The organism is Chloroflexota bacterium (assembly GCA_038040195.1).
Taxonomy (GTDB): domain Bacteria; phylum Chloroflexota; class Limnocylindria; order QHBO01; family QHBO01; genus DASTEQ01.
Map to the genome: position 1 here is coordinate 224,522 of JBBPIR010000001.1, position 23,403 is coordinate 247,924.

Annotated in this window: 19 protein-coding genes; 3 read left to right on the plus strand and 16 right to left on the minus strand. The window is 69.9% G+C overall.

Translation table 11 applies throughout. The features are described 5' to 3' along the window. Window positions 1-2: 2 nt before the first annotated feature. Window positions 3-296, minus strand: a complete 294-nt coding sequence (locus AABM41_01185; GenBank protein MEK6190920.1) for a metalloregulator ArsR/SmtB family transcription factor — start codon at window positions 294-296, stop codon at window positions 3-5. A 225-nt stretch (window positions 297-521) separates the two neighbouring features. Between AABM41_01185 and AABM41_01190 the strand changes: the two genes are divergently transcribed. Beyond that, window positions 522-1,076, plus strand: a complete 555-nt coding sequence (locus AABM41_01190) for a hypothetical protein (GenBank protein ID MEK6190921.1) — start codon at window positions 522-524, stop codon at window positions 1,074-1,076. A gap of 43 nt (window positions 1,077-1,119) precedes the next feature. Here the strand turns inward: AABM41_01190 and AABM41_01195 are convergent, their stop codons facing one another. The 8 genes from AABM41_01195 to AABM41_01230 all read right to left on the minus strand — a co-directional run bounded on the left by AABM41_01195 (window position 1,120) and on the right by AABM41_01230 (window position 13,038). Beyond that, window positions 1,120-2,289: a diaminopimelate decarboxylase gene (locus tag AABM41_01195; protein MEK6190922.1), complete on the minus strand. Its 1,170-nt coding sequence runs from the start codon at window positions 2,287-2,289 to the stop codon at window positions 1,120-1,122. A gap of 17 nt (window positions 2,290-2,306) precedes the next feature. Further along, complete coding sequence (locus AABM41_01200; GenBank protein ID MEK6190923.1) at window positions 2,307-5,618, minus strand: adenylate/guanylate cyclase domain-containing protein; 3,312 nt, start codon at window positions 5,616-5,618, stop codon at window positions 2,307-2,309. Window positions 5,619-5,833: 215 nt separating this feature from the next. Further along, window positions 5,834-9,391 carry an adenylate/guanylate cyclase domain-containing protein gene (locus tag AABM41_01205; protein MEK6190924.1) on the minus strand — a complete coding sequence of 1,186 codons (3,558 nt, stop codon included), beginning with the start codon at window positions 9,389-9,391 and terminating at the stop codon, window positions 5,834-5,836. 72 nt (window positions 9,392-9,463) lie between these two features. Further along, a complete protein-coding gene (locus tag AABM41_01210) occupies window positions 9,464-10,456 on the minus strand; it encodes a PIG-L family deacetylase (protein ID MEK6190925.1) in 993 nt (330 codons plus the stop codon). Next, window positions 10,453-11,370, minus strand: a complete 918-nt coding sequence (locus AABM41_01215) for a patatin-like phospholipase family protein (GenBank protein ID MEK6190926.1) — start codon at window positions 11,368-11,370, stop codon at window positions 10,453-10,455. Before AABM41_01215 ends, AABM41_01210 begins: the two co-directional genes overlap by 4 nt. Further along, the gene (locus AABM41_01220; protein MEK6190927.1) at window positions 11,367-11,699 is read right to left on the minus strand and encodes a DUF971 domain-containing protein; all 333 of its coding nucleotides are present in this window, start codon (window positions 11,697-11,699) and stop codon (window positions 11,367-11,369) included. The genes AABM41_01215 and AABM41_01220 overlap by 4 nt, the downstream gene beginning before the upstream one ends. Next, complete coding sequence (locus AABM41_01225) at window positions 11,696-12,883, minus strand: hypothetical protein (GenBank protein MEK6190928.1); 1,188 nt, start codon at window positions 12,881-12,883, stop codon at window positions 11,696-11,698. The genes AABM41_01220 and AABM41_01225 overlap by 4 nt, the downstream gene beginning before the upstream one ends. Then, window positions 12,880-13,038, minus strand: a complete 159-nt coding sequence (locus AABM41_01230) for a hypothetical protein (GenBank protein ID MEK6190929.1) — start codon at window positions 13,036-13,038, stop codon at window positions 12,880-12,882. The genes AABM41_01225 and AABM41_01230 overlap by 4 nt, the downstream gene beginning before the upstream one ends. Window positions 13,039-13,067: 29 nt before the next feature. Here AABM41_01230 and AABM41_01235 point away from each other — a divergent pair, with 29 nt between their 5' ends. Together AABM41_01235 and AABM41_01240 are read left to right on the plus strand one after the other, a co-directional pair. Beyond that, window positions 13,068-13,949, plus strand: coding sequence for a carbon-nitrogen hydrolase family protein (locus AABM41_01235; protein ID MEK6190930.1), 882 nt, complete (start codon window positions 13,068-13,070; stop codon window positions 13,947-13,949). Window positions 13,950-13,951: 2 nt separating this feature from the next. Next, a complete protein-coding gene (locus AABM41_01240) occupies window positions 13,952-15,568 on the plus strand; it encodes an alpha-amylase family glycosyl hydrolase (protein ID MEK6190931.1) in 1,617 nt (538 codons plus the stop codon). Window positions 15,569-15,585: 17 nt separating this feature from the next. Here the strand turns inward: AABM41_01240 and AABM41_01245 are convergent, their stop codons facing one another. From AABM41_01245 to AABM41_01275, 7 genes are all read right to left on the minus strand, one after another. After that, window positions 15,586-16,620, minus strand: a complete 1,035-nt coding sequence (locus AABM41_01245; protein MEK6190932.1) for an SIS domain-containing protein — start codon at window positions 16,618-16,620, stop codon at window positions 15,586-15,588. Between the two features lie 11 nt (window positions 16,621-16,631). Beyond that, window positions 16,632-18,281, minus strand: coding sequence for a glycoside hydrolase family 3 N-terminal domain-containing protein (locus AABM41_01250; protein ID MEK6190933.1), 1,650 nt, complete (start codon window positions 18,279-18,281; stop codon window positions 16,632-16,634). Window positions 18,282-18,288: 7 nt separating this feature from the next. Further along, window positions 18,289-19,191 carry a carbohydrate ABC transporter permease gene (locus tag AABM41_01255; protein ID MEK6190934.1) on the minus strand — a complete coding sequence of 301 codons (903 nt, stop codon included), beginning with the start codon at window positions 19,189-19,191 and terminating at the stop codon, window positions 18,289-18,291. Next, window positions 19,188-20,369, minus strand: a complete 1,182-nt coding sequence (locus AABM41_01260) for a sugar ABC transporter permease (GenBank protein ID MEK6190935.1) — start codon at window positions 20,367-20,369, stop codon at window positions 19,188-19,190. Before AABM41_01260 ends, AABM41_01255 begins: the two co-directional genes overlap by 4 nt. Before the next feature lie 64 nt (window positions 20,370-20,433). Further along, complete coding sequence (locus AABM41_01265; GenBank protein MEK6190936.1) at window positions 20,434-21,804, minus strand: ABC transporter substrate-binding protein; 1,371 nt, start codon at window positions 21,802-21,804, stop codon at window positions 20,434-20,436. Between the two features lie 215 nt (window positions 21,805-22,019). After that, on the minus strand, window positions 22,020-23,111 hold the full coding sequence (gene ugpC / locus AABM41_01270) for a sn-glycerol-3-phosphate ABC transporter ATP-binding protein UgpC (GenBank protein MEK6190937.1): 1,092 nt from the start codon (window positions 23,109-23,111) through the stop codon (window positions 22,020-22,022). 74 nt (window positions 23,112-23,185) lie between these two features. After that, window positions 23,186-23,401 (minus strand): hypothetical protein, encoded by a 216-nt coding sequence (locus AABM41_01275; GenBank protein MEK6190938.1) that lies wholly within the window; start codon window positions 23,399-23,401, stop codon window positions 23,186-23,188. Window positions 23,402-23,403 lie beyond the last annotated feature (2 nt).

Below are 23,403 nucleotides of genomic sequence, written 5' to 3' on the forward strand. Positions count from 1 at the left end.
GGCTACGCGAGCGGGACGAGGCCTGCTAGGGAGGTGCCGATCCCCGCCCAGCGGTGGGCGAAATCGGGCGCGAGCTCGTAGTAGATGTAGGTGCCGCGCCGTTCGGTCGTGACGACGCCCGCCTCGCGGAGCACCTTCAGGTGGTGACTCACGGTCGGCTGGCTGACGGGGCAGCAGTCGGTGAAGTCGCACGCGCACACCGAACCGGGCGAGGAGGCGAGTTGGCGGAGGATCGACAGCCGCACAGGGTCGGCGATTGCCTGGAGGAGCTCGACGTCGGGATCGGTGGCTTTCACAGCCGCAGTATATAGATCATTGTCAATATATGCGCCGCGGAACGCTTCCAGCAGCTCGCCGGCGAGGTGACTGGGCGGCTACGGCCGGGTCCTGCAACGACCGCAGCCGCCCGAATGAACATCCACAAAACGCAGAAATGGGCGCGGGATTACAGCTCCGATAGGAACCGGGGCCGAGGCAGCGGTGTAGGGAAGACGACGGAACCTGTATCTGAGGCTGTCCCCGTGTCTCGACTGACGCTGTCGTTCATCGCCGCCGTCCTGCTGGTGCTTGCCACCGCGGGCGCCGCGCTCGCCAAATGCCCTCCCGGGTCGACCGAGGAGCAATGCCAGGGCGTGATCGCCAATATCGACATGTCCGGACCTCTGCAGGCCGGCACCTCCACCGAGGTCGGCTTCTGGATCCACGAGGGTGGGGAGCCCGTTCGGGTCACCAGCGTGAACATCATCTTTGCTCGTGTCGCCGATGGGACGGTCCTCCGCTTCGAGGCCCTACCGAGCGGACCGGATGGCCGATACGCTGCCCAGGTCGAGCTCCCCGCCGGGGGCGGGTGGACGATGGCGCTCGAGGGCCGCGCCCTGGAGGGCTACACGTTCAGCTTGCCGCTGGAGACGATTCGGGTGACCGACTTGCCGACCGCGCCGGCTGACGACAGCTCGCCGACCCCGGCCGGTCCATACCCGATCCCGACCTGGGGTTGGGCGGCCCTGGCGGCCACGCTGCTGGCGGTGGTCGTCGGGACGGCCCTGATGGGGCGCCGGCGACCCGCCACCGCCTGACTCGCCGCTCCTCGCCGCTCGCTGACGGCTTGCCCGCGGCCTTCTAGAGGTCGCGGGCGAGCATGTCGTCGAGGGTCTCCCGCCGGCGGCTGAGCGACAGCTCCCCGTGGTCGAGCACCGCCTCCGCGGGACGCGGTCGCCCGTTGTAGACCGATGCCATGGCGGCGCCGTAGGCGCCGACCTGACCGATGCCGATGAGCGCACCCGTTCCGGCGTGCCGCAGATCCCCCGGGGATAACCAGCGGCCGATGTCACGGGCAAGGGTGTCCCCGGCCTCGCACACCGGCCCGGCCAGGTGCACGGTTGCCGGCCCCGTCTCGATGGCAGGTAGCGGCTTCCCCGGCTCGAGGAGACTCACCGGGTGGTCCGCGCCGTACAGGACCGGGCGGATCAGCTCGGCCATGCCGGCATCGGCTACCAGGTAGGTGAGCCCAGCCTCGGGCCGGGGCTGGACGCGGACCACCCGGGTCACGAGCCACCCCGCGTCCGCCACCAGGCTACGTCCCGGCTCCAGGATGAGGCGCGTGGGGTCGGGCAGATGGGGGCGCACCGCCTCGGCCAGGGCGGGTACGGACAACGCGATTCCCGCTCCCCCACCCAGGTTGACGCGTTCCGCGCCCGCGCGGCCGGCCGCCTGGGCCAGGCGCTCCGCGAGGGAGGAGTAGGTGCCGACGTCATCGATCGCCGACCCGACGTGCGCGCCCACGCTTTCGAGCTTGCGGCCGGCCGAGCGGCATCGGTCCAGGGCGTCATCAAGATCGGACCAGGCGATGCCGAACTTGCTGTCCGCCGCGCCGGTGGCCAGAAGAGCGTGCGTGTCCGGCGCGAGGCCCGGATTGAGGCGCAGGCCGATCCGCGGGGCGTCGAGCGCCAGCAGAGCGTCCAGCTCCTCGAGCGACTCCGCGTTCAGGAGCGCGCCGGCGTCGCGGGCCGCGGCGTGATCGGTATCGGTCTTGCCGACTCCGTTCATGACGATGCGCTCCGGTGAGCAGCCCGCCCGCTGGGCCAGCGCGAGCTCTATAGCCGTCACGACCTCGCACCCGGCACCCGCGGCCACGAAACGCGCAAGCAGCCGCGGGTCGGGGTTGGCCTTCAAGGCATACGCGATCAGGGCGCCGGGAAATGCGGCCTGGTATTCGGCGAGATGGGCCGCCGCGGCGTCAAGATCGGTGACGTACAGCGGCGTGCCCCAGCGGGCCGCCGCGTCCCGCAATGCGTCCCCGGGGAGCGTCAGGCGGGCTGCTCCGCGTCGACCGGGACCGCCGCCTGCCGTGGCGCGGATCCGGCCGCAGGCAGGGGCGGGGCGGGCGTGCCCTTGAAGGCCGCCCGGTAGCGGTCCACGAAGCCAGCGGCGCCGTTGGATGCAAATAGCGCCTCGGCATCCATCCCAGCCTGGCGTGCGTCCTCGAAGCGTTGCCCGAGGTAGGCGTCGAACTGGAGCCCGGCCAATGCCTTCCAGAATCCCATGCCCAGGGCGTCATAACCTCCCAGCGCGTTGCCATATGCCGCACGCGCCTCTTCCCACCGACCCGCCGAGACTCCGACCAACGCCGCGATCTGATCCTGTGCCGCCGCGATGACCCTGGTCTGCGGACGGGCGTGCAGGGCCGCCGTCAGCTCATCGGCCCGATCGGGCTCAAGGGCACCGATGGCGGTGACGGCGATGATGGGAGGTGCGTAATCCGGACTGTCTGCCAGGGCCGCCGGCATCGCCATCTCGGCCGCTCGCGCCATCTCGCCCATCCCGACCAGGGACAGCGCATGCCACGCCGCCTTGCTGGAGGCGTGGAAGGTGTCAACGCCTCGGACCAGCTCCTCCGCCTTCGCGAAGTTCCCCTCCGCCTCGGATCGCTCACCCCGGAACGCCTGGAAGGTGCCAAAGTCTATGAGGTACCAGGTCATGCGGAACGAGTCGAGATCCATGCTCGCGAGTTCTGCCTGGGCGGCATCTGCGTCGGACCAGGTTCCGGCCTCCGTGGCCGTGTCGACCAGCGACAAGAGCATCTGTCCGAGCATGTGGGAGTCGCCGCCCCGACGGGCAACTTCGGCTGACTCGGCGAGGTAACGCCTCTGCTCGTCCAGGGGGAGCTCACCCGCCTGAATGGACATCAGGTTATTCCGGGCTCGCATTAGGGTCGGGATGTGGCCCGCGCGTTCCGCCAGGGCTACGGCGCCGCGAAGGATGGCCTCCGCTTCGTCGGGCCGCTCCTGGAGGGCGGTCCCCCTGGTGACAAGGATGTCCGCGGTAATCCGTGGCAGCCGCCGGGGACCGATGGCCGCCAGGGCCCGGTCCGCCGTGGCTACCGCATCCTCGTCGCGTGCCGTGAGCATATAGGCGCGGGCTAGTTCGCCCATCGCCTCGGCCCAATCGGTCGCGTTCTCCGGGGTAGCAGCCAAAACGCCTTCCAGGGCGTTGACCGCATCCGAGCCGTGGCCGAGCGAGAGGTGTGCATGAGCAGCGACCACGGTCGATCTGAGCGCGCCGTCAGCGTCGGCGGCTTGCCCGTACAGCGCGATCGCCTGCTCGGCATGACCAATGGCCTCGTGCACATTGAAGAGGTAAGCCGAGTGTGCGGCGCGCTCGTGGAGCGCAGCCTGCTCACCGGCATCATCCGTAACGGTCAGCGCATCTTCCAGGTAGTGGACCGCGCTGGCGTGGGAGTGGAGCGCAGCGGCCCGCTCCGCGGCTCCGCGCAAAGCGATCCGCGCCTGGGCTCCCAGTGCATCGGCCTCGGGGCCGGCAGAGGTTGCCCGGTAGGCTTCGACGTAGTGGCTGGCGAGGACCCCGGCCAACTCGTCGTCCCCGAGAGACTCCAGGTGCCGGGCGGCAGCCAGGTGTTTCGTGCGGCGGTCCTTCTTGGCCAGTGATTCGTACGCGACTTCGCGGACGACGGCCTGGAGGAACCGATATTGGCCGCGCTCCGGGGAGCGGGGGTCGTCGTCGCGCAGCAGCAGCTCGCGACGGACGAGGCGATCGAGGCCCTGCTCCAGGTCGCTCTTCTCCCGGCCGGTCATGCCCGACAGCCCGGCCATGGTGAAGCTCAGGCCCAGCACGGCGGCATCGGTCAGGAGGGCGCGATCGGCGGGGTCATTCGCATCCAGCCGCGCAGCCACCAACGCGCGCAGCGTCTCGGGCACCTGGAGATCGGTCAGTGGCCCGGCCATGGCGAAGCCGTCGCCCTCCGGGCGGAGCCGCCCCGTGTCGAGCAGCATCCGGACCGTCTCGACCGCATACAGCGGGATGCCCTCCGAACGCGCCACGATGCCGGCCACCGCGTCTTCCGGCAGGCCCGGCACCAGCCCGCGCAGCAGCTCGACCACCGCCTCGGCGGGCAGGGGCTCGAGGGTGATGGTGACCCCGTTGCGGACGGTCGTGCCCCATCCCGGGCGGCGCTCCAGCAGCTCGGGCCGGGCCAGGGCGATGACGAGGATGGGGTGGGCGCGAGACCAGGTCAGGAGGTGTTCGATGAAGTCCATGAGGCCCTGGTCGGCCCAGTGCAGGTCGCCGAAAACCATGATCACCGGGTCGCGATCGGCGATCCGCTCGAAGAATGTCCGCCATGCCGCGAACAGCTCGTCTTTCTCGCCCGAGGGCATGGGCTCCAGGCCCAGCAGGCCCGCCAGCCGGGGCTCGATCCAGCGCCGCTCCTCGGCATCGGTAACGAACTCATTCACGCTGGCCGCCAGCAGGCGACGGGCTTCGTCGGGGTCGACGCCCTCGGCGATCCGCGCCCGCTCACGGACCATCTCGGCCAGGGCCCAGAAGCTGATCCCCTCCCCGTAGGCCGGCGAGCGGCCCGAGTGCCAGTACCCGGTCTCGCTGATCCCGTCGAGGTACTTCTCGAACTCCCAGGCCAACCGATGTTTCCCGATACCCGCCTGACCGATGATCGAGACCAGCCGCGGCTTGCGCTCGCGTCCGGTGGCGTGGAACAGGTCCTTGACCAGGCGCAGCTCCTCGTCGCGGCCCACGAATGGCGGCTCGAGCGTGCCTGTCCGGCCGGCTCCGCCCCGCAAGGCCTGGACGTGGAGGGCGTGCCATGCCTGGATTGGTGCCGCTTTGCCCTTCAGCAGCTGCTCGCCGGCCTTCTCGTAGGCGATGGCCTCGTTCGTCGCTCGCCAGGTGGCCTCGCCGACCAGGACCGATCCAGCCGGCGCGGCACCCTGGAGGCGTGACGCGGTGTTCACCAGATCGCCGGCAACCATGGACTGACCGGACGCGCCGATGGTGGCCGCGGCCTCCCCGGTCAGGACTGCCGCCCGGAGGGCGAGGGCTGCGCCGGCATCGGTCATGTTCCCAACCGCGGCGACGAGATCGAGGGCGGCGCGAACGGCGCGCTCGGCGTCGTCCTCGTGGGCAACGGGGACGCCCCAGACGGCCATCACGGCGTCGCCGATGAACTTCTCGACCGACCCGCCGTAGCGGGCGATGATTTCGTTGCACGTGTCGAAGTAACGCGTCAGGAGCTCGCGCGTCTCCTCCGGGTCACGATCCTCGGCCAGGGTCGTCGACCCGACGAGGTCCGCGAACAGGATCGACACGAGACGGCGCTCGGCTGAACCGGTCGCGGGAACCGGCTGTTTCGGGGCCGCGGGTACAGGGCCCGTCGCCGTGAGGTTGGTACCGCATTCGACGCAGAATTTCGCGCTTGCCACGTTCCGCGCTCCGCACGAGGGGCAGCCCGCCGCCAACTGCGTCCCGCACTCGGCGCAGAACTTGGTGCCGGCGATGGCGGGCGTCTCGCAGGACGGGCAGTTCACGCGGGCTGCTCCGCGTCGACGGGGATGGCCTTGGGACCCACCCCCATTCGCGTCGCCGGTGGGGCCGGCGTGCCCTTGAAGGCGGCACGGTAGCGCTCAACGACGCCTTGAGCGCCGCGCTCCGCGAACCAGGCCTCGGCCTCGGCGCCAGCGGTTCGCGCCTCCTCGAATCGGTCCCCGAGATACGAGGCGTACTCCAGGCTGAGCATCGAGGCGTCTAGATGGAACTCCAGGTCGCGGAAGGCGGAAAGCGCCTGCGGGTATGTGGCCTGGGCCTCGTCCCACCGTTCGGCGGTGGCGGCCGTGGCCGCTCGGAGTTGGAGGCGAACGGCGAGGGCGAGCGCAGATGCCCGGTGCTCCGCGAAGCTCTGGGTGATTCGCTCCACGGAGGCCCGGTCACCCAGCTGTGCCGCGGCCAACGCGCCGATCGATGCCATGAAGACGTCCTGTCCGCCACCACCGGGATATGCCTGGATCCGACGCAGCGCCTCGGCCGGGTCGCCCAGCAAGTGCAACGCGCGAGTGATCTCAACCTCGAGGCCGGCCCGCTGGGGCAGGGTGTCGATCGATTGGAGTTGCTCAACCGCCTCTTCGAGGGCTGCTCGACTGGACGAGGGGTCACCGCGCAGGGCCAGCAGTTGAGCGCGATAGCTGGCGGCGAATCCCGCCCGGTAGACCTTCGCGTGCTCGGACTGCTCGGCCGAGGCGATCTCCGCTGCCTCCCAGTCGCCCAGCGCGATAAGCGTCGGGAGCCGATGGGTAAGGAATTGGGTCAGCCACCCGAGATACCCGAACCTCCGCGCAAGCTCGAGCCCCTCATCCACGAGAGCGAGCATGTCCGATGCCGTGACGTCCTCGACAATGGTCGATTGCAGGTTGTTTCGCGCTCGCAGGGCCGACCAGTAGTGGCCGTTGCGGTCGGCGAGGATGATGGCCCCGCGGAGCATGGCTTCGGCTTCGTCGATGCGCTGGGCGTCGGCGATAGCCGGGCCACGGGTGACGAGCGCCTCTACGATGACCTCCGTCTCGCGCGCGGTAGCCGCCGCGCGAAGCGCCTTGTCGGCCATCTCGACAGCCTCCAGGTTGCGGTCGGTCAACATGTAGACCCGGGCCAGCTCGGCGAACGCGGCAGCCGCTCCCGGCTCGTCCTCGGACAGCCCGGCCGTCAGCGGCTCGAGGATGGCGATGGATTCGACGCCGTGCCCATAGTTGGTGTTGAACTTGGCGGCCAGGGTCGCGGCCCGGGTCGCGGCGGGCCGGTCCCCCGACTTCGACGCCAGCTCTGCCGACGTGCGCGCGTAGTCCACGGAGTTCGTGTCTCCGGAACTGTCCGCGGAGATCGCGGCGTCCCGGTAGAGCGCGGCCTGCTCGGCCGGATCGGACGTGATGGTCAGGGCATCCTGGAGGTGGCGGAGCGCAACGGCGTGGGAGTGGAGCGCCGTGGCGCGGTCGGCGGCCGCGCGCAGCGCGATGCGAGCCTGCGCCGCCAATGCGTCGGCCTCGGGTCCCGCCGGCGTGGCCCTCAGCGCCTCGAGGTAGTGGCTGGCCAGAATCCCGGCCACCTCCTCATCGCCCAGCGCCTCGAAGTACCGGGCCGCGGCCAGGTGCTTGGCGCGGCGGTCCTTCTTCGACAGGGTTTCGTAGGAGATCTCTCGCACGATGGCCTGCACAAACCGGTACTGGCCGCGTTCCGGCGAGCGCGGGTCGTCGTCGCGGATCAGGAGCTCGCGCCGAACCAGGCGCTCCAAGACGTCGGGCAGGGCGGCCTCGTCCTTTCCCGTCACACCGGCCAGCGCGGCCAGGGTGAAGCTCTGGCCCAGGATTGCCGCATCGGCCAGCAGGGCGCGATCCTCCGGGTCGTTGGCATCGATGCGGGCCGCCACCAGCGCCTGGAGCGTCTCCGGCACCGCCAGCTTCTCGATCGGGCCGGAAAGCACGTACCCGTCCCCTTCCGCGACCACCCGCCCCTGGTCGATGAGCATCCGAACGGTCTCAACCGCGTAGAGCGGAATCCCCTCCGCGCGCTGCAGGATGGTCGCGACCGCGTCGTCGGGCAGACCGGGCACCAGGCCATGCAGGAGCTCGCGCATCGGTCCATCGCCGAGAGGCTCGAGGGCCAGGGTTGTCGCGTTGCGGACGGCGCTGCCGCCCCACGCCGGATGGCGCTCGAACAGGTCGGGCCGGGTCATGGCCAGCACATAGATAGGATGGCTGCGCGACCAGGTCAGGACGTGTTCGATGAACTCCAGGAGGGCGGCGTCGGCCCAGTGCAGGTCCTTGAAGACCAGGACCACCGGGTCTCGGTCGGCCATCCGCTCGAAGAACGTGCGCCAGGCCGCGAACAGCTCCTCGCGTTGCCCGGTGGGCATCTCCTCCAGGCCCAGCAGGCCCGCCAGGCGGGGCTCGACCCAACGCCGCTCCTCCGCATCGGTCAGCCATTCCTCGGCGCAGGCGGCCAGCTTGCGGCGGGTGGAGTCGGGGTCATCGGTCTCGGCGATACCGGCTCGCTCGCGGATCATCTCGGCCAGCGCCCAGAAGCTGATCCCCTCGCCGTACGACGGGGAACGTCCTGCGTGCCAGTAGGCGGTCAGGGTCACGCCGTCGATGTACTTCTCGAACTCCCACCCCAGTCGGCTCTTCCCGATCCCGGCCTGGCCGACCACGGTCACCAGACGCGGCTTCCGCTCGCGGATGGTGGCGTGGAACAGGTCCTTGATCAGGCGCAGCTCGTCGTCGCGGCCGACGAACGGCGGCTCCAGGGCCGTGCGGCGCCCGGCGCCACCCCGCATGCCCATGACGCGGACGGCCCGCCAGGCGGCGATCGGGGCGGTCTTGCCCTTGAGCACCTGCTCACCGGCCTCCTCGTAGCTGATCGCCCCCGACGTGGCGCGGTAGGTGGACTCGCCGACCAGGACCGTCCCAGGGGGCGCAGCGCCCTGGAGGCGCGAGGCGGTGTTCACCAGGTCGCCCGCGACCATGCCCTGGCCGCTGGCGCCGATGGTTGCCGCCGCCTCCCCGGTGAGCACCGCAGCCCGGAGTTGGAGTGGGCTACCGGCGTCCGTCATGCCACCAACGGCTGCAACGAGATCCAGCGCGGCGCGCACCGCCCGCTCGGCATCGTCCTCGTGCGCGGTGGGTACGCCCCAGACCGCCATCACCGCGTCCCCGATGAACTTCTCGATGCTGCCTCCGTAGCGGCCGATCAGCTCCGAGGCGATGTCGAAGTAGCGCGACAGCAGGTCGCGGGATTCCTCCGGATCGCGGTCCTCGGCCAGGGTGGTCGAGCCCACCAGGTCGGCGAACAGGACCGACACCAGGCGTCGTTCCGCCCCGGCGGCCGAGGCGCTGGCGGGTGCCGGAGTCGGCGGCGAGGTCGAGGCAGGCGCCGCCGCGGTGGCCTCACCGAGCAGCGCTGTCCCGCACTCCCCGCAGAACTTCGTGTTGGGCTGGTTGGCCATCCCGCACGCCGGGCAGGCCGCGCTCAGGCGCGCGCCGCACTCGCCGCAGAATTTGCGGCCGGGCTCGTTGGACGTTCCGCAGGTGGCACAGTTCACGGTGGGTCCCCGATCGGTCCGCCAACTGTAGCGCGCGCGGCCACCGCCGAGGAATACCTGGCCGTCCCCAAACTAGACGCCCGCGAACAGGCTGGTCTCGGCCAATTCGTCCCGCGGCCGAGCGCCGTCCCACTCACGCAGGACGTAGACCTCCAGGCCCAGGGCCGCCGCCTGCAGGTCCTCGGGTAGCTCGAGGGCCCAGCCCAGGTCCTGGCGCTGGGTGCGGTGGCAGGCCATGGCCGCGCGCTTGGCGTCCAGCCAGCCGGTCACGTCGACCCGCGTGCTGAGCTGCGACTCGGAGGTCCCGAATCCCTCAGCCGGCTCTCCCTCAGCCAGCGCCTCCCCGACCTGGCGCAGGGCCTCGACGTCAGCGGGATACAGCTGGTCGAATTCGCGCCCGGCAGCCAGGCGGACCACTTCGTCCTCGAAGTTCCACGGCAGATCGATGCCGCGGGCGTTCATGGCGACCATCAGTCCCAGCCAGCGCTCGCGGCTGAAGGCGGTCTCGTAGCGCTTGCGGATCCGATGCGGTGGCCCGGCTTCGGGATACCGATCCGGGTCGGCGGCCGCCTCGCACGCAGCCACCGCGAGGCGGTGGGCCTGGATGTGATCGGGGTGCCCATATCCGCCGTGCTCGTCGTAATGGACCAGGACCGATGGTCGGACGGTACGGATGAAAGCCACCGTCCCGGCGACCACGGTATCCAGGTCGACGCGCCAGAAGCTGTCCGGATGATCGTTCGGCGACGTGCCCATCATCCCGCTGTCCCGGAAGCCAAGAAGATGCTCCTGGAGGACGCCGCCCGAGTCGGCGGCCGCCGCCCCGAGTGCCGCCAGCGAGCAGCGCAGCTCGGCCTCGCGGATCTCGCGCAGCCTCGGCTGCGCCTCGGCCGGGTCGAGGTCCGGGTCGTGGATCTCCCCCTCCTCCCCGCCGGTGCACACCATGAGGTCTACCCGCCGGCCCTCGGCCACGGCCCGGGCGATCGTCCCGCCGGTGGACATCACCTCGTCGTCGGGGTGGGCGTGGATCAGGAGCAGCCCGCCCTTCGGCCCGGACCCGGTCACGCCGAAACGACCGCGTCGGCGGTCTCTTCAGCGGTCTCGGTGCCGGTCTTCGAACGGGCGAGCGGCATCCCTGCCAGCGCTCGTTGGGCGGCCTGGTACCCGCGCCGGCGGGGAGTCTCCACGTCGCTGAATCGCACCCAGCTCACCCCGCGCAGGTTGGGCACGATCAGCAGGTCCGCCCTGGCATCCACCACCGGGTCCGTGATGCGCGCCGCGAGCAGGGCGGCATAGCGGCGCGCGCCCAGCCGCTCCCCCAGGCGCTCCCCGCGCGCCTGCGTCCCGAGCATGCGGGCGCCCACGCGCAGCGACCACGCGATGGGCGATGACGCGAACCAGCCCGGCTTGGGCGCGATGACCTGGACCCCGACCACCGGCTCGGACGACAGGCCGCGGGCCAGCGAGATGGGCACCACCTCCCACACCCCGGCATCGGCCCAGATGGCGTCACCGTCGGCCACCGGCGCAAAGACGACCGAGATCGCGCAGCTGCGGATCAGCGCTTCGGAGACCAGCCCGCTGGTGATGAGCTCGTGCCGCCCGCTCACCAGGTCGAACGTCGCGGCCCCGAACGGGATGGGCAGGTCCTCGATCCGCGGGTGGCCGACCTCGGCCACCACCTGCTCCATCAGCGGTCGGTGGTCGAAGATACCCAGCCGCGCCGGCCGGCGCGCCATCCGCCACGGGTCGAAGCGCGAGGCCAGTTCCACGATCCGCTCCGTGGTCAGCCCAGCCGCGAGCCCGGCCCCGATGACCGACCCCATGGAGGTGCCGACGATGCGCCCCGGGACGAGGCCTCGCTCGGCGAGCGCCTCGGCCACGCCCAGGTGCGCGAATCCCCGCGCGCCACCCCCGCCCAGGGCCAGGCTGAAGCCGGAGGCCAGGGCCATGGGGAGCGGCCGAGCGGATCGGCTCATGGAGTGGCGTGCTCGCCGCAGGCGCACATGGATCGGAGCTTGGTGTAGGTGAACAGGCCTGTGTCGTGGCCGTCCGCCCAGATGGGGGCCAGGGCGTATCGGCCAATCCATTTCACGCGTTCTACGGTCACCGCCGCCGGGGGGAACACCGTCTCGAGCGACACCACACCGGGCAGGTTGCCCTCGCCCGCGCACAGCGCGCACGGGCAGGCGCGGCGCAGCTCGGTCCAGCCCCAGACGCCCAGGTGGCCGTCGTCCCACCGGATCCGCATCAGGCGCGCCGTCTCGTCCAGCTCGACCGCGATGGGGTTGACGATGTCGCTGATCACGGCTTCCAGCGTTCCTGCACGCCGCGGAACATGCCGCCCATGGACCGCAGGTCCTGGGTCAGGCGCACCGCGTTGGACCCGGTCCTCACCTCCCACAGGTACAGGTCCTGTGAAACGCCGCCTCCCGACGTCCCTTGGCTGATGGTGAACACGATCTGGTTGTTCAACGACGACCAGCGGACGTGGCTGACATAGCCCGAGACCCCCGCGGAGGCCCGTGCCTCATTGGCCAGGCCGCGGACGGTGAGCGTGCTGTTACCCCCCGACTCGGTGACCTCAACCCGGAGCTGACCATTCGGCGACCACAAGATGGGCGCCCGGTCCGTCGTGCCCGCGGCACCCGTGGCCGGGTCATAGGTGTAGATCTGGGGCGCCCCTAGGATCCAGACCACGACCCGGCCGTCGTCCAGGACGTGCACCCGGTTGAAGCCGCCTTCGTCGGCGAACTGTGCTTCCAGAACCGCGGCCTGCAGGAAGGTGACGGGGTGGGGGTAGGTCCATACTGCGAGTGACTGAACCGATCCGCTGGCCATGTCGATGCCGAGCAGCTCGGCCCGATCGTTCGAACCGGCGAGCGTGGCGCGAATGGCATAGGCCGTCGCGGAGTTTGGGGCGAAGGTGATCCCGTCGAATCCGTCGCCCAGGTCGCGGGCCGAGTTGCCCGGGTTCAGGGCCAGCGGGTCACCCTCGACCAGAGCAATCCCCCACGCCCCGTTCGGCGACCAGGCGTATTGGTCGACTCCTCGGTCGTCGCGGGCCAGAGGCTCCGGGGTCTCCTGACCGGCGAAGTCGTGCGAGAAGAGGTGCACCGGGCCCGAAGTCGAGGTCCGCTGCATGAAGACGATCTCGAGGGCCGGGAATGCCGGCGTCGGCGCGGGGGTTGGGGTCGGCTCCGGGGTGACGGTTGGTTCGGCGCTCCGCTCCGGCGTGCGGGTGGGCCGCGGCGTCGGCGTCAATGCCAGTGACGGCTCGGGCGATGCGGATCCGAACGCGGGCAGCAGTCCGTCGGTGCTCGAGAAGATCAGGGCCAGCATCACGATCAGCATGCCGGCCAGGGCCAGCACCAGGCCGATGAGCCACGGCACGGCCTGCTCGGCGGTCGTGGGCCGGCGGCGGTTGCCATCGAGCTTGAGGTCCCAGGGAGGCTCGGCCCCGACGTCCTGCCCCGGCCCGATCCCGCTCACCGCCGCGCCACGCGGGTTGCGAGGCTCACCATCGCATCATATCGGAGGCCCACGATGGCGATCCCGAGCACGACCAGCCGGGTGCCCAGCAGGAGGCCCAGTAAGATGAAGGCCGCCGGCACGAGCCAGCGGCCTTCGGACGCGCGGTTCAGCACGCGCGGCAGCCTATCAGAGCGGTGGACGGATGACGATTCGGGTGGCGGCTTGTCAGATCGACCCCCAGCTGGGCGAGGTCGACCGCAACCTCGAGCACATCGAGCGTGTCGTGGCCGAAGCCGCGACCGCCGGCGCCAGGCTCGTCGTCCTGCCCGAGGCCGCGGTCACGGGGTACGTGTTCGAGAACCTCGACGAAGCCCTGACCGTGGCCCAGCGGGCGGGCGCGGTGGCCGAGCAGCGGCTCGCGGACGCCGCGGTGGGGGCCGGCGTGGCGCTCATCGTGGGCACCCTGGAGGCCGAGGCGCGCGAGGTCTTCAACACCGCGCTCATCTTCACCGGTGATGGTCGGCGCTTCCGGTACCGGAAGATGCATCTCCCCTACCTCGGGGTCGACCGCTTCGCCACCCCGGGACCGGATGCGCCCGAGGTCTACGACCTGGCCGGGATGCGGGTCGGGGTCCTGATCTGCTACGACCTCCGCTTCCCGGAGGCGGCCCGGATCTGCGCCCTGGAGGGTGCCGACCTGGTTGCGCTGCCCACCAACTGGCCGGTCGGGGTCCAGTTCCACCCCGGAATCTTCGCCCCGGCCCGCGCGGCAGAGAATCACGTCTACCTGCTCGCCTGCGACCGGGTGGGCGAGGAGCGCGGCACCACGTTCATCGGGCGTTCCATCCTGCTCGACTGCAACGGGAAGGAGCTGGCGGTGGCCAGCGATACCGAGGAAGCGATCCTGTTCGGCGAGGTCGACCCCGACCTGGCGCGCCAGACCCATCACCGCCGCATCCCGGGCGAGCACGAATGGGACACCATCAACGACCGGCGCCCCGGCCTGTACGGGCGCCTCCTCCTGCCGGCGCGCGACCGCCTCCACCCGCCGAGCGCGGACCTGTACTCCGGGGACACCGACTAGGCGTGAACCCGGATTGGTGGCAGCGCGGGGTCGTCTACCAGCTGTACCTCCGCAGCTTCGCCGACAGCGATGGGGACGGCGTTGGCGACCTGCCTGGTGTGATTGACCACCTGGACCACCTCAATGACGGCACGCCCGCGTCGTTGGGGGTGGATGCCATCCTCCTCTCGCCGATGTACCCGTCGCCGGGTTTCGACGTCGGCTACGACGTGTCCGACTACCGGGCCATCGACCCCGCTTTCGGCACGATGCACGACTTCACCAGCCTGCTGGATGCAGCGCACCGTCGGGGCACCGCGGTGATCGTGGACCTGGTCATGAACCACACCAGCCATCTCCACCCGTGGTTCGTCGCCTCGCGCGAGAGCCGGACCGGGCCCTACGCCGACTGGTACCTGTGGCGCGATCCAATACGGCGCGGCTGGCGCGGGCGGCGCCGCCCCCCAAACAACTGGGTCTCGTTCTTCGGCGGACGAGCATGGACGTGGGATCCCGGCCGCGGCCAGTATTACCTGCATACCTTCCTGCCCCAGCAGCCGGACCTGAACTGGCGCAGCCCCGACGTACGGGCGGCCATGCTGGACATGGTCGGCTTCTGGCTGAACCTGGGCGTTGACGGGTTCCGACTCGACGTGTTCAACGTGTTCTTCAAGGACCGCGACCTGACGTCCAATCCGCGGCACTTGAGGGGCGGGATACGGAGATGGGATCGACAGCGACACCTGCACAACAAGGACCAGCCGGAGCTGAACGAATTCCTGATGGAGTTTCGGTCCCTGCTCGACGCGGCCGCCGGTCGGATGAGCGTGGGAGAGCTCTTCTTCGGCGATCCGGCCGGCGCCGCGCGCTACGCCTCCCCGCGGCATCTCGTCTTTGACTTCCGGCTCAGTGAACCGGCGTGGCGGGCGGACGCGCTGGCGGCGGCCATCGACGAGCGCGAAGCGGCTTTCGGCCCGGATCGATGGCCCACGGTCGTGCTCTCCAATCACGATCAGCCCAGGCATGCGAGCCGGTTCTCGCGCGGACCGGAGCGCGACGCGGTGGCCAAGGCCGCAGCCGTGCTGTTGCTGACCCTGCGCGGGACTCCGTTCCTCTATTACGGCGAAGAGATCGGCCTTGGAAACGTGCGTGTGCCGCGCCGCGAGATCGTCGACCCGCCGGCTCGCCGCTACTGGCCACTCCCCGTCTGGCAGAACCGCGACGCATCCCGTGCGCCGCTGCCGTGGACCGCTGAGCGGCCCGCCCGAACCTGGATGCGGAGGACGCCCGACGCGGCCACCCGGAACGTGGAGCGTCAGGCCGCGAGTCCCGACTCGGTCCTGGCGTGCTATCGGCGGCTCATCTGGCTTCGGAAATCGTCACCGGCGCTCCAGACCGGGGGATTCGCGTGGGAGGTGCGTGGCCGGCTCGGCGTCCTGGCCTACTGGCGGACGGCTCCCGACGAGCGCCTGCTGGTGGCCATCAACACGCGGTCAACACCCGCCGCGGTTTCCGTGACCGACGGCGTCTGGGAGGTCCTGTTTTCCACATCTCCCGCCCGGGCCGGGCACACCGGGTCCGGGAAGGTGGAGCTGGATGCCTACGAAGCCGTCATCCTGCGACCGAATCCGGCTGACTGACCGATGACGACCGGGGTTCAGGTCGTCCGGGTGACCTTGCGGAGGTGGCGCGGAGCGTCGGGATCCAACCCCCGCGCGCGTGCCAGGTGCAGGGCATGGAGCTGGCATGGAACGATGCTGACGATCGGCATCAGCCACTCGGGGATACCGCCCGGGACGGCGAGCCACCGCGCGCCCGCCTCGCGCAACGCGCGCCGGTTGGACACGACCAGCAGGTCCGCCCCCAGCTTTCGCAACCGCCGCAGGACCGCGGCGATGTCCGCCGAGGCGGCGCCTCCCGAAACCACCGCAAATACCGGCAGGCCCGGCCCGGTCAGGGCGATCGGTCCATGCTGGAAGTCCGCCGCGGAGTAGGGCGCGGTCAGGACCTGGGTCAGCTCCTGGAGCTTGAGCGCCCACTCGCGCGCGGTCGCGTACTCGTAGCCGCGTCCAAGCACGACCGCGTGGCTGATCGAGCGCTGGGCGGCCGCCGCGCGTTCGGCATCCGCTTCCGCCTCGAGCGCGCGCCCCAGGGCCGCGGGGAGCCGGTCCATGGCAGCGCTATCGGCCTTATGCCCCAGCAGGGCGCTTGACAGCAGAGCAACGGCCGCCAGCTCGGCGGTGTAGGTCTTGGTCGCGGCAACCGCCCGCTCTGGGCCGGCGGCCAGGTCCACCATTTCATCGGCCGCCTGCGCCAGAGCAGAGCCCGGATCGTTGGTGATGGCAATCGTCGGCGCGCCCTGGGCGCGGGCCGCTTCGAGGATGCCCACGACGTCGGGCGAGGCGCCGGATTGGCTGATTCCCACCACGAGCGCGCGCCGGAAGCGCGGCGCCGTGCCGTACAGCGACAGCACCGACGGGGCGGCCAGCGCCACCGGCAGCCGGTGCCGGGTGCCGAGAACGTATTGGGCATAGACGGCCGCGTGGTCCGAGGTGCCACGGGCCGCGATCACGACCGAATCGATGGCTCGCCGGCGGAGGCGGGAAGCGAGCCTGGCCATTGGCAGGCGTTGCTGCTCCAGCAGCCGCGCGACGACCGCCGGTTGCTCGAGGATCTCGTCTCGCATTCCCATCGCCGACCGCCTCAGCCCGCCGCCCAGGCCGCCAGGCCATGGCCGGTCGGATGGAGCCCGGGGATCGCAGCCGGCAGCCGACCCCGGAATGGGAGATCACCCCACATGGCGCCGACCAGTGCGTCCAGCGAAGGCGGCAGGATCGAGTAGGTGCACACGTGGGTGGCGGCCGCCGGGTAGCGGGCCAGGTCCCACGGGACCCGGAGGGCGACGGTAACCACCGGAACGCCGCTGGTCAAAAACTCGTTCACCAGATCCACTTGCCCGCTGTCGAACCACGCGTTGATCGTCCCGACCACCACCAGCTCGTATTCGGCGGCCCGCTGCCGCAGGGCGGCGATCTCGGGCGGCGTTGGCGGCAGGCCGGTCACCACCTCGTCGACATGCGGGTGGCGGGATCGAATGGCGGCGGCCAGTCCCGGCGCCACGCTGGCCGAGGTGTCGGCCGGAGTCATGTTGGCCGGCTGTGGCATGACGGCCAGCACCCGACCATCGGCCGGGAGGCGCAGGGGCAGGAGTCCGGCATCGTTCCGGACCAGCGTCACCGACCGCTCGGCCACCTCGCGGGACAGGGCCACGTGCTCCGCGGAGCCCACGACCTCCAGATCCGGCTGGGCTGCCGACCTCAGCCAGTGGCGGAGCGCCAGGATGCGGTTCGTGCTGGCGGCCAGGACATCGGCGTCGAAGAGTTCACGCCGGGCCGCCAGGCGCAGCGCTTCCTCGGTCTGCTCGAGGCTCGACCGATCCGGCGCGCAGAGCAGCAGGTCGACCCCGGCCCGGAGGGCGGCGATCAGGTCCACGATCTGGGTCGCGCCCTGCGCCAGGGCGCGCATGTCGAGCGCGTCGCTGATGACCAGCCCGTCGAACCCGAGCTCATCGCGCAGCAGGTCGTGCATGACCGCCCGCGACACGGTGGCCGGCAGGGTCGGATTGTGGGTCAGGGCCGGGATCGCGAAGTGGCCCGACATCACGACCCGCACCCCGGCTTCGATGGCGGCGCGGAACGGCGCCAGCTCCACCGCGTCCAGCCGCGCCCGGTCGTGACCGATGGCGCCGAGCTGGTAGTGGGTGTCGACACCAACATCGCCCTTGCCGGGGAAGTGCTTGGCCGTGGCGGCCATCCCAGCGGCCTGCAGCCCGCGTACGGTCGCTGCCGCGAGGCGGGACACGGCCGCGGGATCGTCGCCGAACGACCGGATGCCGAGCCCGGGGCTGTCCGGGTTGGACGCGACGTCGCAATCAGGCGCGTAGTTCACGTTGACCCCCACCGCCCGCAGCTCGCGCCCAATGGCCTGGCCGACCCGTTCTGCGAGCTCCGGATCGCCGGTGGCGCCCAGCGCCATGTTGCCGGCGAACGGCGTCCCCTCGCCCAGCGCCATCAGCTGCCCGCCCTCCTGGTCCGCGGCCACGAGCAGCGGCGGGCCGGGCTGGCGCGCGGCCTGCAGCGCGTCGGTGAGCGTGCGCACCTGGCTCGCGTTCTCGACGTTCACGTGCCGGAACAGGGTCACCCCTGCCGCCGGCGCCGAAGCCAGCCGCTCGCTCATCCAGGGCGGGACCCCAAAGCCCTCGAACGCGAGCATCAGGCGACCCAGGATCGCGTCTTCAGCGGCGGTCCGGCCGACGCCGGTCGTCGAACCGGTCCCCGCCGGGTGTTGGGTCACGCCGGGATCACCCCTTGACGGATCCGGTCAGGATCCCGCGCACGAAGTAGCGCTGCAGGGCGAGGAAGACGATGAGCGGCACGACCATGGTCACGAATGCCGCGGCGGTGAGGATGTGCCACTGGTCGCCGCGGGTGCCGACCAACTCGTTCAGCCGGGCCGGCATCACCGCCACGTCGGAACTTACGCCCAGATAGACCAGGGCCACCAGCAGGTCATTCCAGACCCACAGGAACTGGAAGATGGCGAACGCGGCCAGGGCCGGGATGGAGAGCGGCAGGATCAGTCGCATGAACACGGTGAGGTGGGACGCCCCATCGATGAAGGCCGACTCCAGCAGGTCCTTGGGCAATTGGCTGATGAAGTTGTAGAGCAGGAAGATGGCCAGCGGCAGGCCGAAGCCGGTATGCGCGAGCCACACGCCGAGGAACGTTCCGTTCAGGTCCAGGTTCCCGTAGAGCCGCAGGATCGGGACCAGCGACATCTGAAGCGGGACCACCAGCAAGCCGACCACGATCGCGAACAGGACGGTGCGCCCGGGGAAGCGCATCCAGGCGAACGCGTAGGCCGCGAAGGCGGCGATGGTGATGGGGATGACGGTGGCCGGGACCGTGACGATGATCGAGTTGACGAACGCCTCGCCCATCCCTTCGGCCCCGAGGGTCGTGGCGTAGTTGGCCAGCGTCCACTGCTGGGCGGACTCGAACGGGTGCAGGACCGCGTCCCACCACCCGGTCTCGACAAGCGCATCCGAGTCGCGAAGCGACGAGATGAGGAGGCCGGCCGTCGGCAGCGACCAGAGGAAGACGATGAACACGATCGCCACGCGGACCCCGAGGTACCCCAGCCAGCGGCTCCCGGGGGACGGTCCGGCCTCGGTCAAAGTGGCGGGGAGTGCGCGCTCGGTCATGCGCCGATGCCCTGGCGGCGCAGGTTGCGGATGTTGATGATCATGATGGGGATCACCGCCAGGAACAGAATCACCGCCAACGCCGACGCGCGGCCCAGGTCCCGGAACAGGAACATCTCGTTGAACATCCGGTTGGCCACCACCTCCGTTTCAAACCGCCCCCCGGTCGTCACGTACACGATGTCGAAGACCTTCAGGACGGCGACCGCGATGGTGGTGGCGACCACGATGATCGAACCCCGGATCATGGGCACGATCACCCGGAAGAAGATCCGTGACTCGCCGGCGCCGTCGCAGCGGGCCGCCTCGATGACCTCACTGGGAATGCCCTTGATGGCAGCCGACAGGACGACCATGGCGAAGCCGGTCTGCAGCCAGACCATGATCAGGATGAGCAGGAAGGTGTTGACCCCCGGTGTCTGGAGCCACGGAACCGGCTCGTTGCCGAGGGCGGTCCAACCGGCGTTGAGCAGGCCGATCTGCGCCTCCTGGGGTGGCTGCCAGGCGTACACGAATCGCCAGATGACGGCCGCTCCGGCCATCGAGATGGCCAGCGGCAGGAAGATGAAGGTCTTGGCCAGCGCCTCGGCTCTGACCCGATCCACGAGGCTGGCGATGACGAGGCCGATGATGACGCTGCCCCCCGTGACGAGGACCAGCCACAGCGCGTTGTTGCGGAGCGCGATGAGCATGTCCGCGTCGGTGAAGACGAACCCGAAGTTTGCGATGAAGCCGTCCCCCTCGGTGAAGCTGGTGATGATCGTGGTGATCGATGGAAAGACGAGGAAGACCCCCACCAGCAACAACGCCGGACCGATGAAAACCCACGGGACCAGGCGGGACAGCCATCTCGGCCCCAGCAGCTCGAGCACCGAGTGGGCGCCGATGTAGATCAGCCAGATGCCGCCAACCCCGATCGCGAGGCCGACCACGGCGATGATCGCCTTGGACAGGATCGGGTCCAGCCCTTCCTGGGCCAGCGCCTCCGCCTGGCCGGTGAGGCCGAGGGCGTTGTAGAGCCCGATCAGCGCGTTCTGCGGCCCGTCGGGGTCCGCCAGGAATCCCAGGCTCAAGACCATGACCGCCACCGCCAGGACGGCGCCCACAGGTGCAGCCAGGCGCGCCGCGAGTCCGCGCCAGTCGGTGGGTCGCTCGATTGGGACGGCTGGACTGGTCATCGGTTCTAGTCAGAAAAATACAGATGGGGGCGTGCCAGGTGGCACGCCCCCATCATCGGTCAACTTATGGCCAGCTGGCCTCGATTTCGGCAAAGACGTCCTCGGTGTTGGCCCCATCGGCCGCCACCCAGTCGACCATGCCATCCCAGAAGCTGCGCTGCCCGACTTCGGCGGGCATGAGGTCCGAGGCATCGAACTTCAGGACCGTCGCAGTGCGCAGGATCTCGGCCAGGCCAGAGGCCGGGTACACGCTGTACCACTCCTCCGGCACGGCAAGGTTCGGGGAGACGAAGGAACCCGTGGCAATCCATGACTCGGCCGCCTCAGGCGTGGCCAGGAACTCGATCACCGCGCGGACTTCGTCGCGGTCGTTGAACATCATGAACATGTCGCCGGCGCCCAGGACCGGGCTTCCAAATTCGGGATCGATGGGCGGGAAGTAGAAGAACGACGAGTCGACGCCCGGCTCATTCTCCACGACTGCCGGTTCGGTCTCGGTCGCGGCGACATACCCCGGCCAGAATGTGTAGATCCAGGATGCCTGCTTGTGGAAGAAGCAGTCCGGTCCGCCCTCGGCGAACATCGGGTTCTGGGTGTCGCCCACAAAGGTGTTGTTGATGGCGGTGCTGCCGCCGTACACGTTGCCCTCGGTGAACCAGATCTCGGCCATCAGGTCGGCTGCGTGCAGCACGGCCGGATCGTTGAACGCGATCTCATGGTTGACCCAGGCGTCATAGGTCTCGGGCGGCGCCGTCCGGAGCAGGATGTCCTCGATCCAGTCGGTGGCCACCCAGCCGGTGGCGTCCCCGTGCTCAATGCTGGTGCACCATGGCGTGACGCCGGTGCCCCTGATCTCATCGGTGAGGGCGACCAGGTCATCCCAGGTCTCCGGAATTGTGTATCCGGCATCCTCGAAGGCGGCGTTCGGGTACCACACGATGGACTTCAGGTCCGCCTTGTAGGGGATGCCGTAGATGCCACCGTCCACCGTCACCAGATCCACGAACGAGGGGAAGTTCGCCTCGAATGCGGCCGTGTCGATGAACTCGGACAGGTTGATGAGCTTGCCCTCCCCCTGGAATTCGCGCATCCTGCCCGGCTGGGCGATCTGGGCGATATCTGGGGCCTGGTCGGCGTCGACCTGACGGATGAGATACGACTCGTAGTCGGTGACGCCCTCGTACTGGACGTCGATCCCGGTGCGCTCGGCGAAGGCCGTCAGGTTGGCCTCGAAGTTGTCGCCCTCGGCGTCAATCCACTGGGCCAGGATCTGGACCGAGGTGCCGTCGAATTCGCCGGCCTCCGCCCGCTCGAGGTAGGACCCGGTCGGCCCGCCGGTCGCCGACTCGGTCGGGGACCCGCTGGCGCTTGGTTGGCAGGCTGCGGCGAGCAGTGACAGCACCGCTACCCCGACAAGAAATCTGTGTCTTGGCATGAACTCCCTCTCTCCGTGTGCGGTGATCGCGTGGCGGGGCTGCGCCCCGTCCTGAAGGCTGCTCCCCCTGCACTACCTCCTTGCCCCAACTCTTTCCCGGCGCCGGCTCACCAATACCGGTCGGGCGCGCGTGGGTCTCGCTTGGGTCGTGCGCCAGGGTGGGAGTCCGAGTCTACCACCGCGCTCGTGATTAGCGAAGCAGGGCCACGCTCGCCCTAGCGGAGCAGCGCGAGCTCGGTGCTGGGGTCGAACAGGTGCAGCTTGTCGAGTCCCAGCCGGAACTCGACCCGGTCCCCTGGCTTCACCCGGTGGTCGGAGCTGACCAGTGCCAGCATCTCGCCGCCGGCCGCCTGGGCGTGGAGCAGCTCCTGATCGCCCATGAACTCGACCACGTCCACGCTGGCCGGGATTTTGACGGCCGGGCCCGCGACGCCGTTGCCCAGTTCCAGGTGCTCGGGCCGAAAGCCGATGGTCACCTCCGAGCCTGCGGGACGGTCAGCGACCACCTCGGCCGCCTTGTCGGCCAGCTCCAGCCGGAGCTCGCCGGCCACGAGGTCGGAGCCATCGGTCCGAGCCTTCATGAAGTTCATGGCCGGTGACCCGATGAACCCGGCCACGAAGACGTTGGCCGGATGGTCATACAGCTGCTGGGGGGTGCCGACCTGCTGGAGGACACCATCCTTCATGACCGCGATCCTGTCACCCATGGTCATGGCCTCGACCTGGTCGTGGGTGACGTAGATCACCGTGGTCTTGAGCCGCTGGTGGAGGCGCAGGATTTCGGCCCGGGTCTGGACCCGGAGCTTGGCGTCGAGATTCGACAGCGGCTCATCCATCAGGAAGACCTGCGGCTCGCGCACGATCGCCCGGCCCAGGGCCACCCGCTGCCGCTGGCCGCCCGAGAGCGCCTTGGGCTTGCGGTCGAGCAATCGCTCCATGTCCAGGATGGCGGCCGCCTCCCGGACGCGCCGGTCGATCTCGGCCTTCGGAACCTTCCGCAGCTTCAGGCCAAAGGCCAGGTTGTCATAGACCGACATGTGCGGGTACAGCGCGTAGCTCTGGAACACCATGGCGATGTCACGGTCCTTGGGCGCGACGTCGTTGACGACCCGCTCGCCAATCAGCAACCGGCCATCGCTGATCGTTTCGAGCCCGGCCACGCACCGCAGCGCGGTCGTCTTACCGCATCCCGACGGGCCGACCAGGACCAGGAACTCCCCGTCGCTGACCTCGAGGTTGAAGTCCTGAACGGCCACCATCTCATCGGTGAATCGCTTGGTGATGTGGTCGAACGTGACGGTCGCCAATGGTGTGATCCTGGGTGGGGTGGGCGACGATTATCGTCTGCTCGGATGCGTCTGGCTACCCCGTCCGACGAGTCTCAGTCGGAGATGGCCCACATGATGAAGCCGGTTACGAAGAAGCCACTCAGGAGCCCCACGAAGGCGGCCGCACCGAAAGGCCCCTCCCCTTCTACTGTCGGGAACACGGTGTTGATGACGGCCAGGCCGACGACCATGTAGCCCAGCCACAGCGCGCTGGACACCACCGCCAGGATCACCTTGCGGGAGCGCGTCCAGAAGGGGGTGCGGGTCATGC

What these genes read in the sequence shown, in the direction of transcription:
- AABM41_01215 (MEK6190926.1), bottom strand. Translation starts at nt 11,370, where the DNA reads ATGAGCCGATCCGCTCGGCCGCTCCCCATGGCCCTGGCCTCCGGCTTC.
- AABM41_01235 (MEK6190930.1), top strand. Translation starts at nt 13,068, where the DNA reads ATGACGATTCGGGTGGCGGCTTGTCAGATCGACCCCCAGCTGGGCGAG.
- AABM41_01245 (MEK6190932.1), bottom strand. Translation starts at nt 16,620, where the DNA reads ATGGGAATGCGAGACGAGATCCTCGAGCAACCGGCGGTCGTCGCGCGG.
- AABM41_01255 (MEK6190934.1), bottom strand. Translation starts at nt 19,191, where the DNA reads ATGACCGAGCGCGCACTCCCCGCCACTTTGACCGAGGCCGGACCGTCC.
- AABM41_01260 (MEK6190935.1), bottom strand. Translation starts at nt 20,369, where the DNA reads ATGACCAGTCCAGCCGTCCCAATCGAGCGACCCACCGACTGGCGCGGA.
- AABM41_01265 (MEK6190936.1), bottom strand. Translation starts at nt 21,804, where the DNA reads ATGCCAAGACACAGATTTCTTGTCGGGGTAGCGGTGCTGTCACTGCTC.
- AABM41_01275 (MEK6190938.1), bottom strand. Translation starts at nt 23,401, where the DNA reads ATGACCCGCACCCCCTTCTGGACGCGCTCCCGCAAGGTGATCCTGGCG.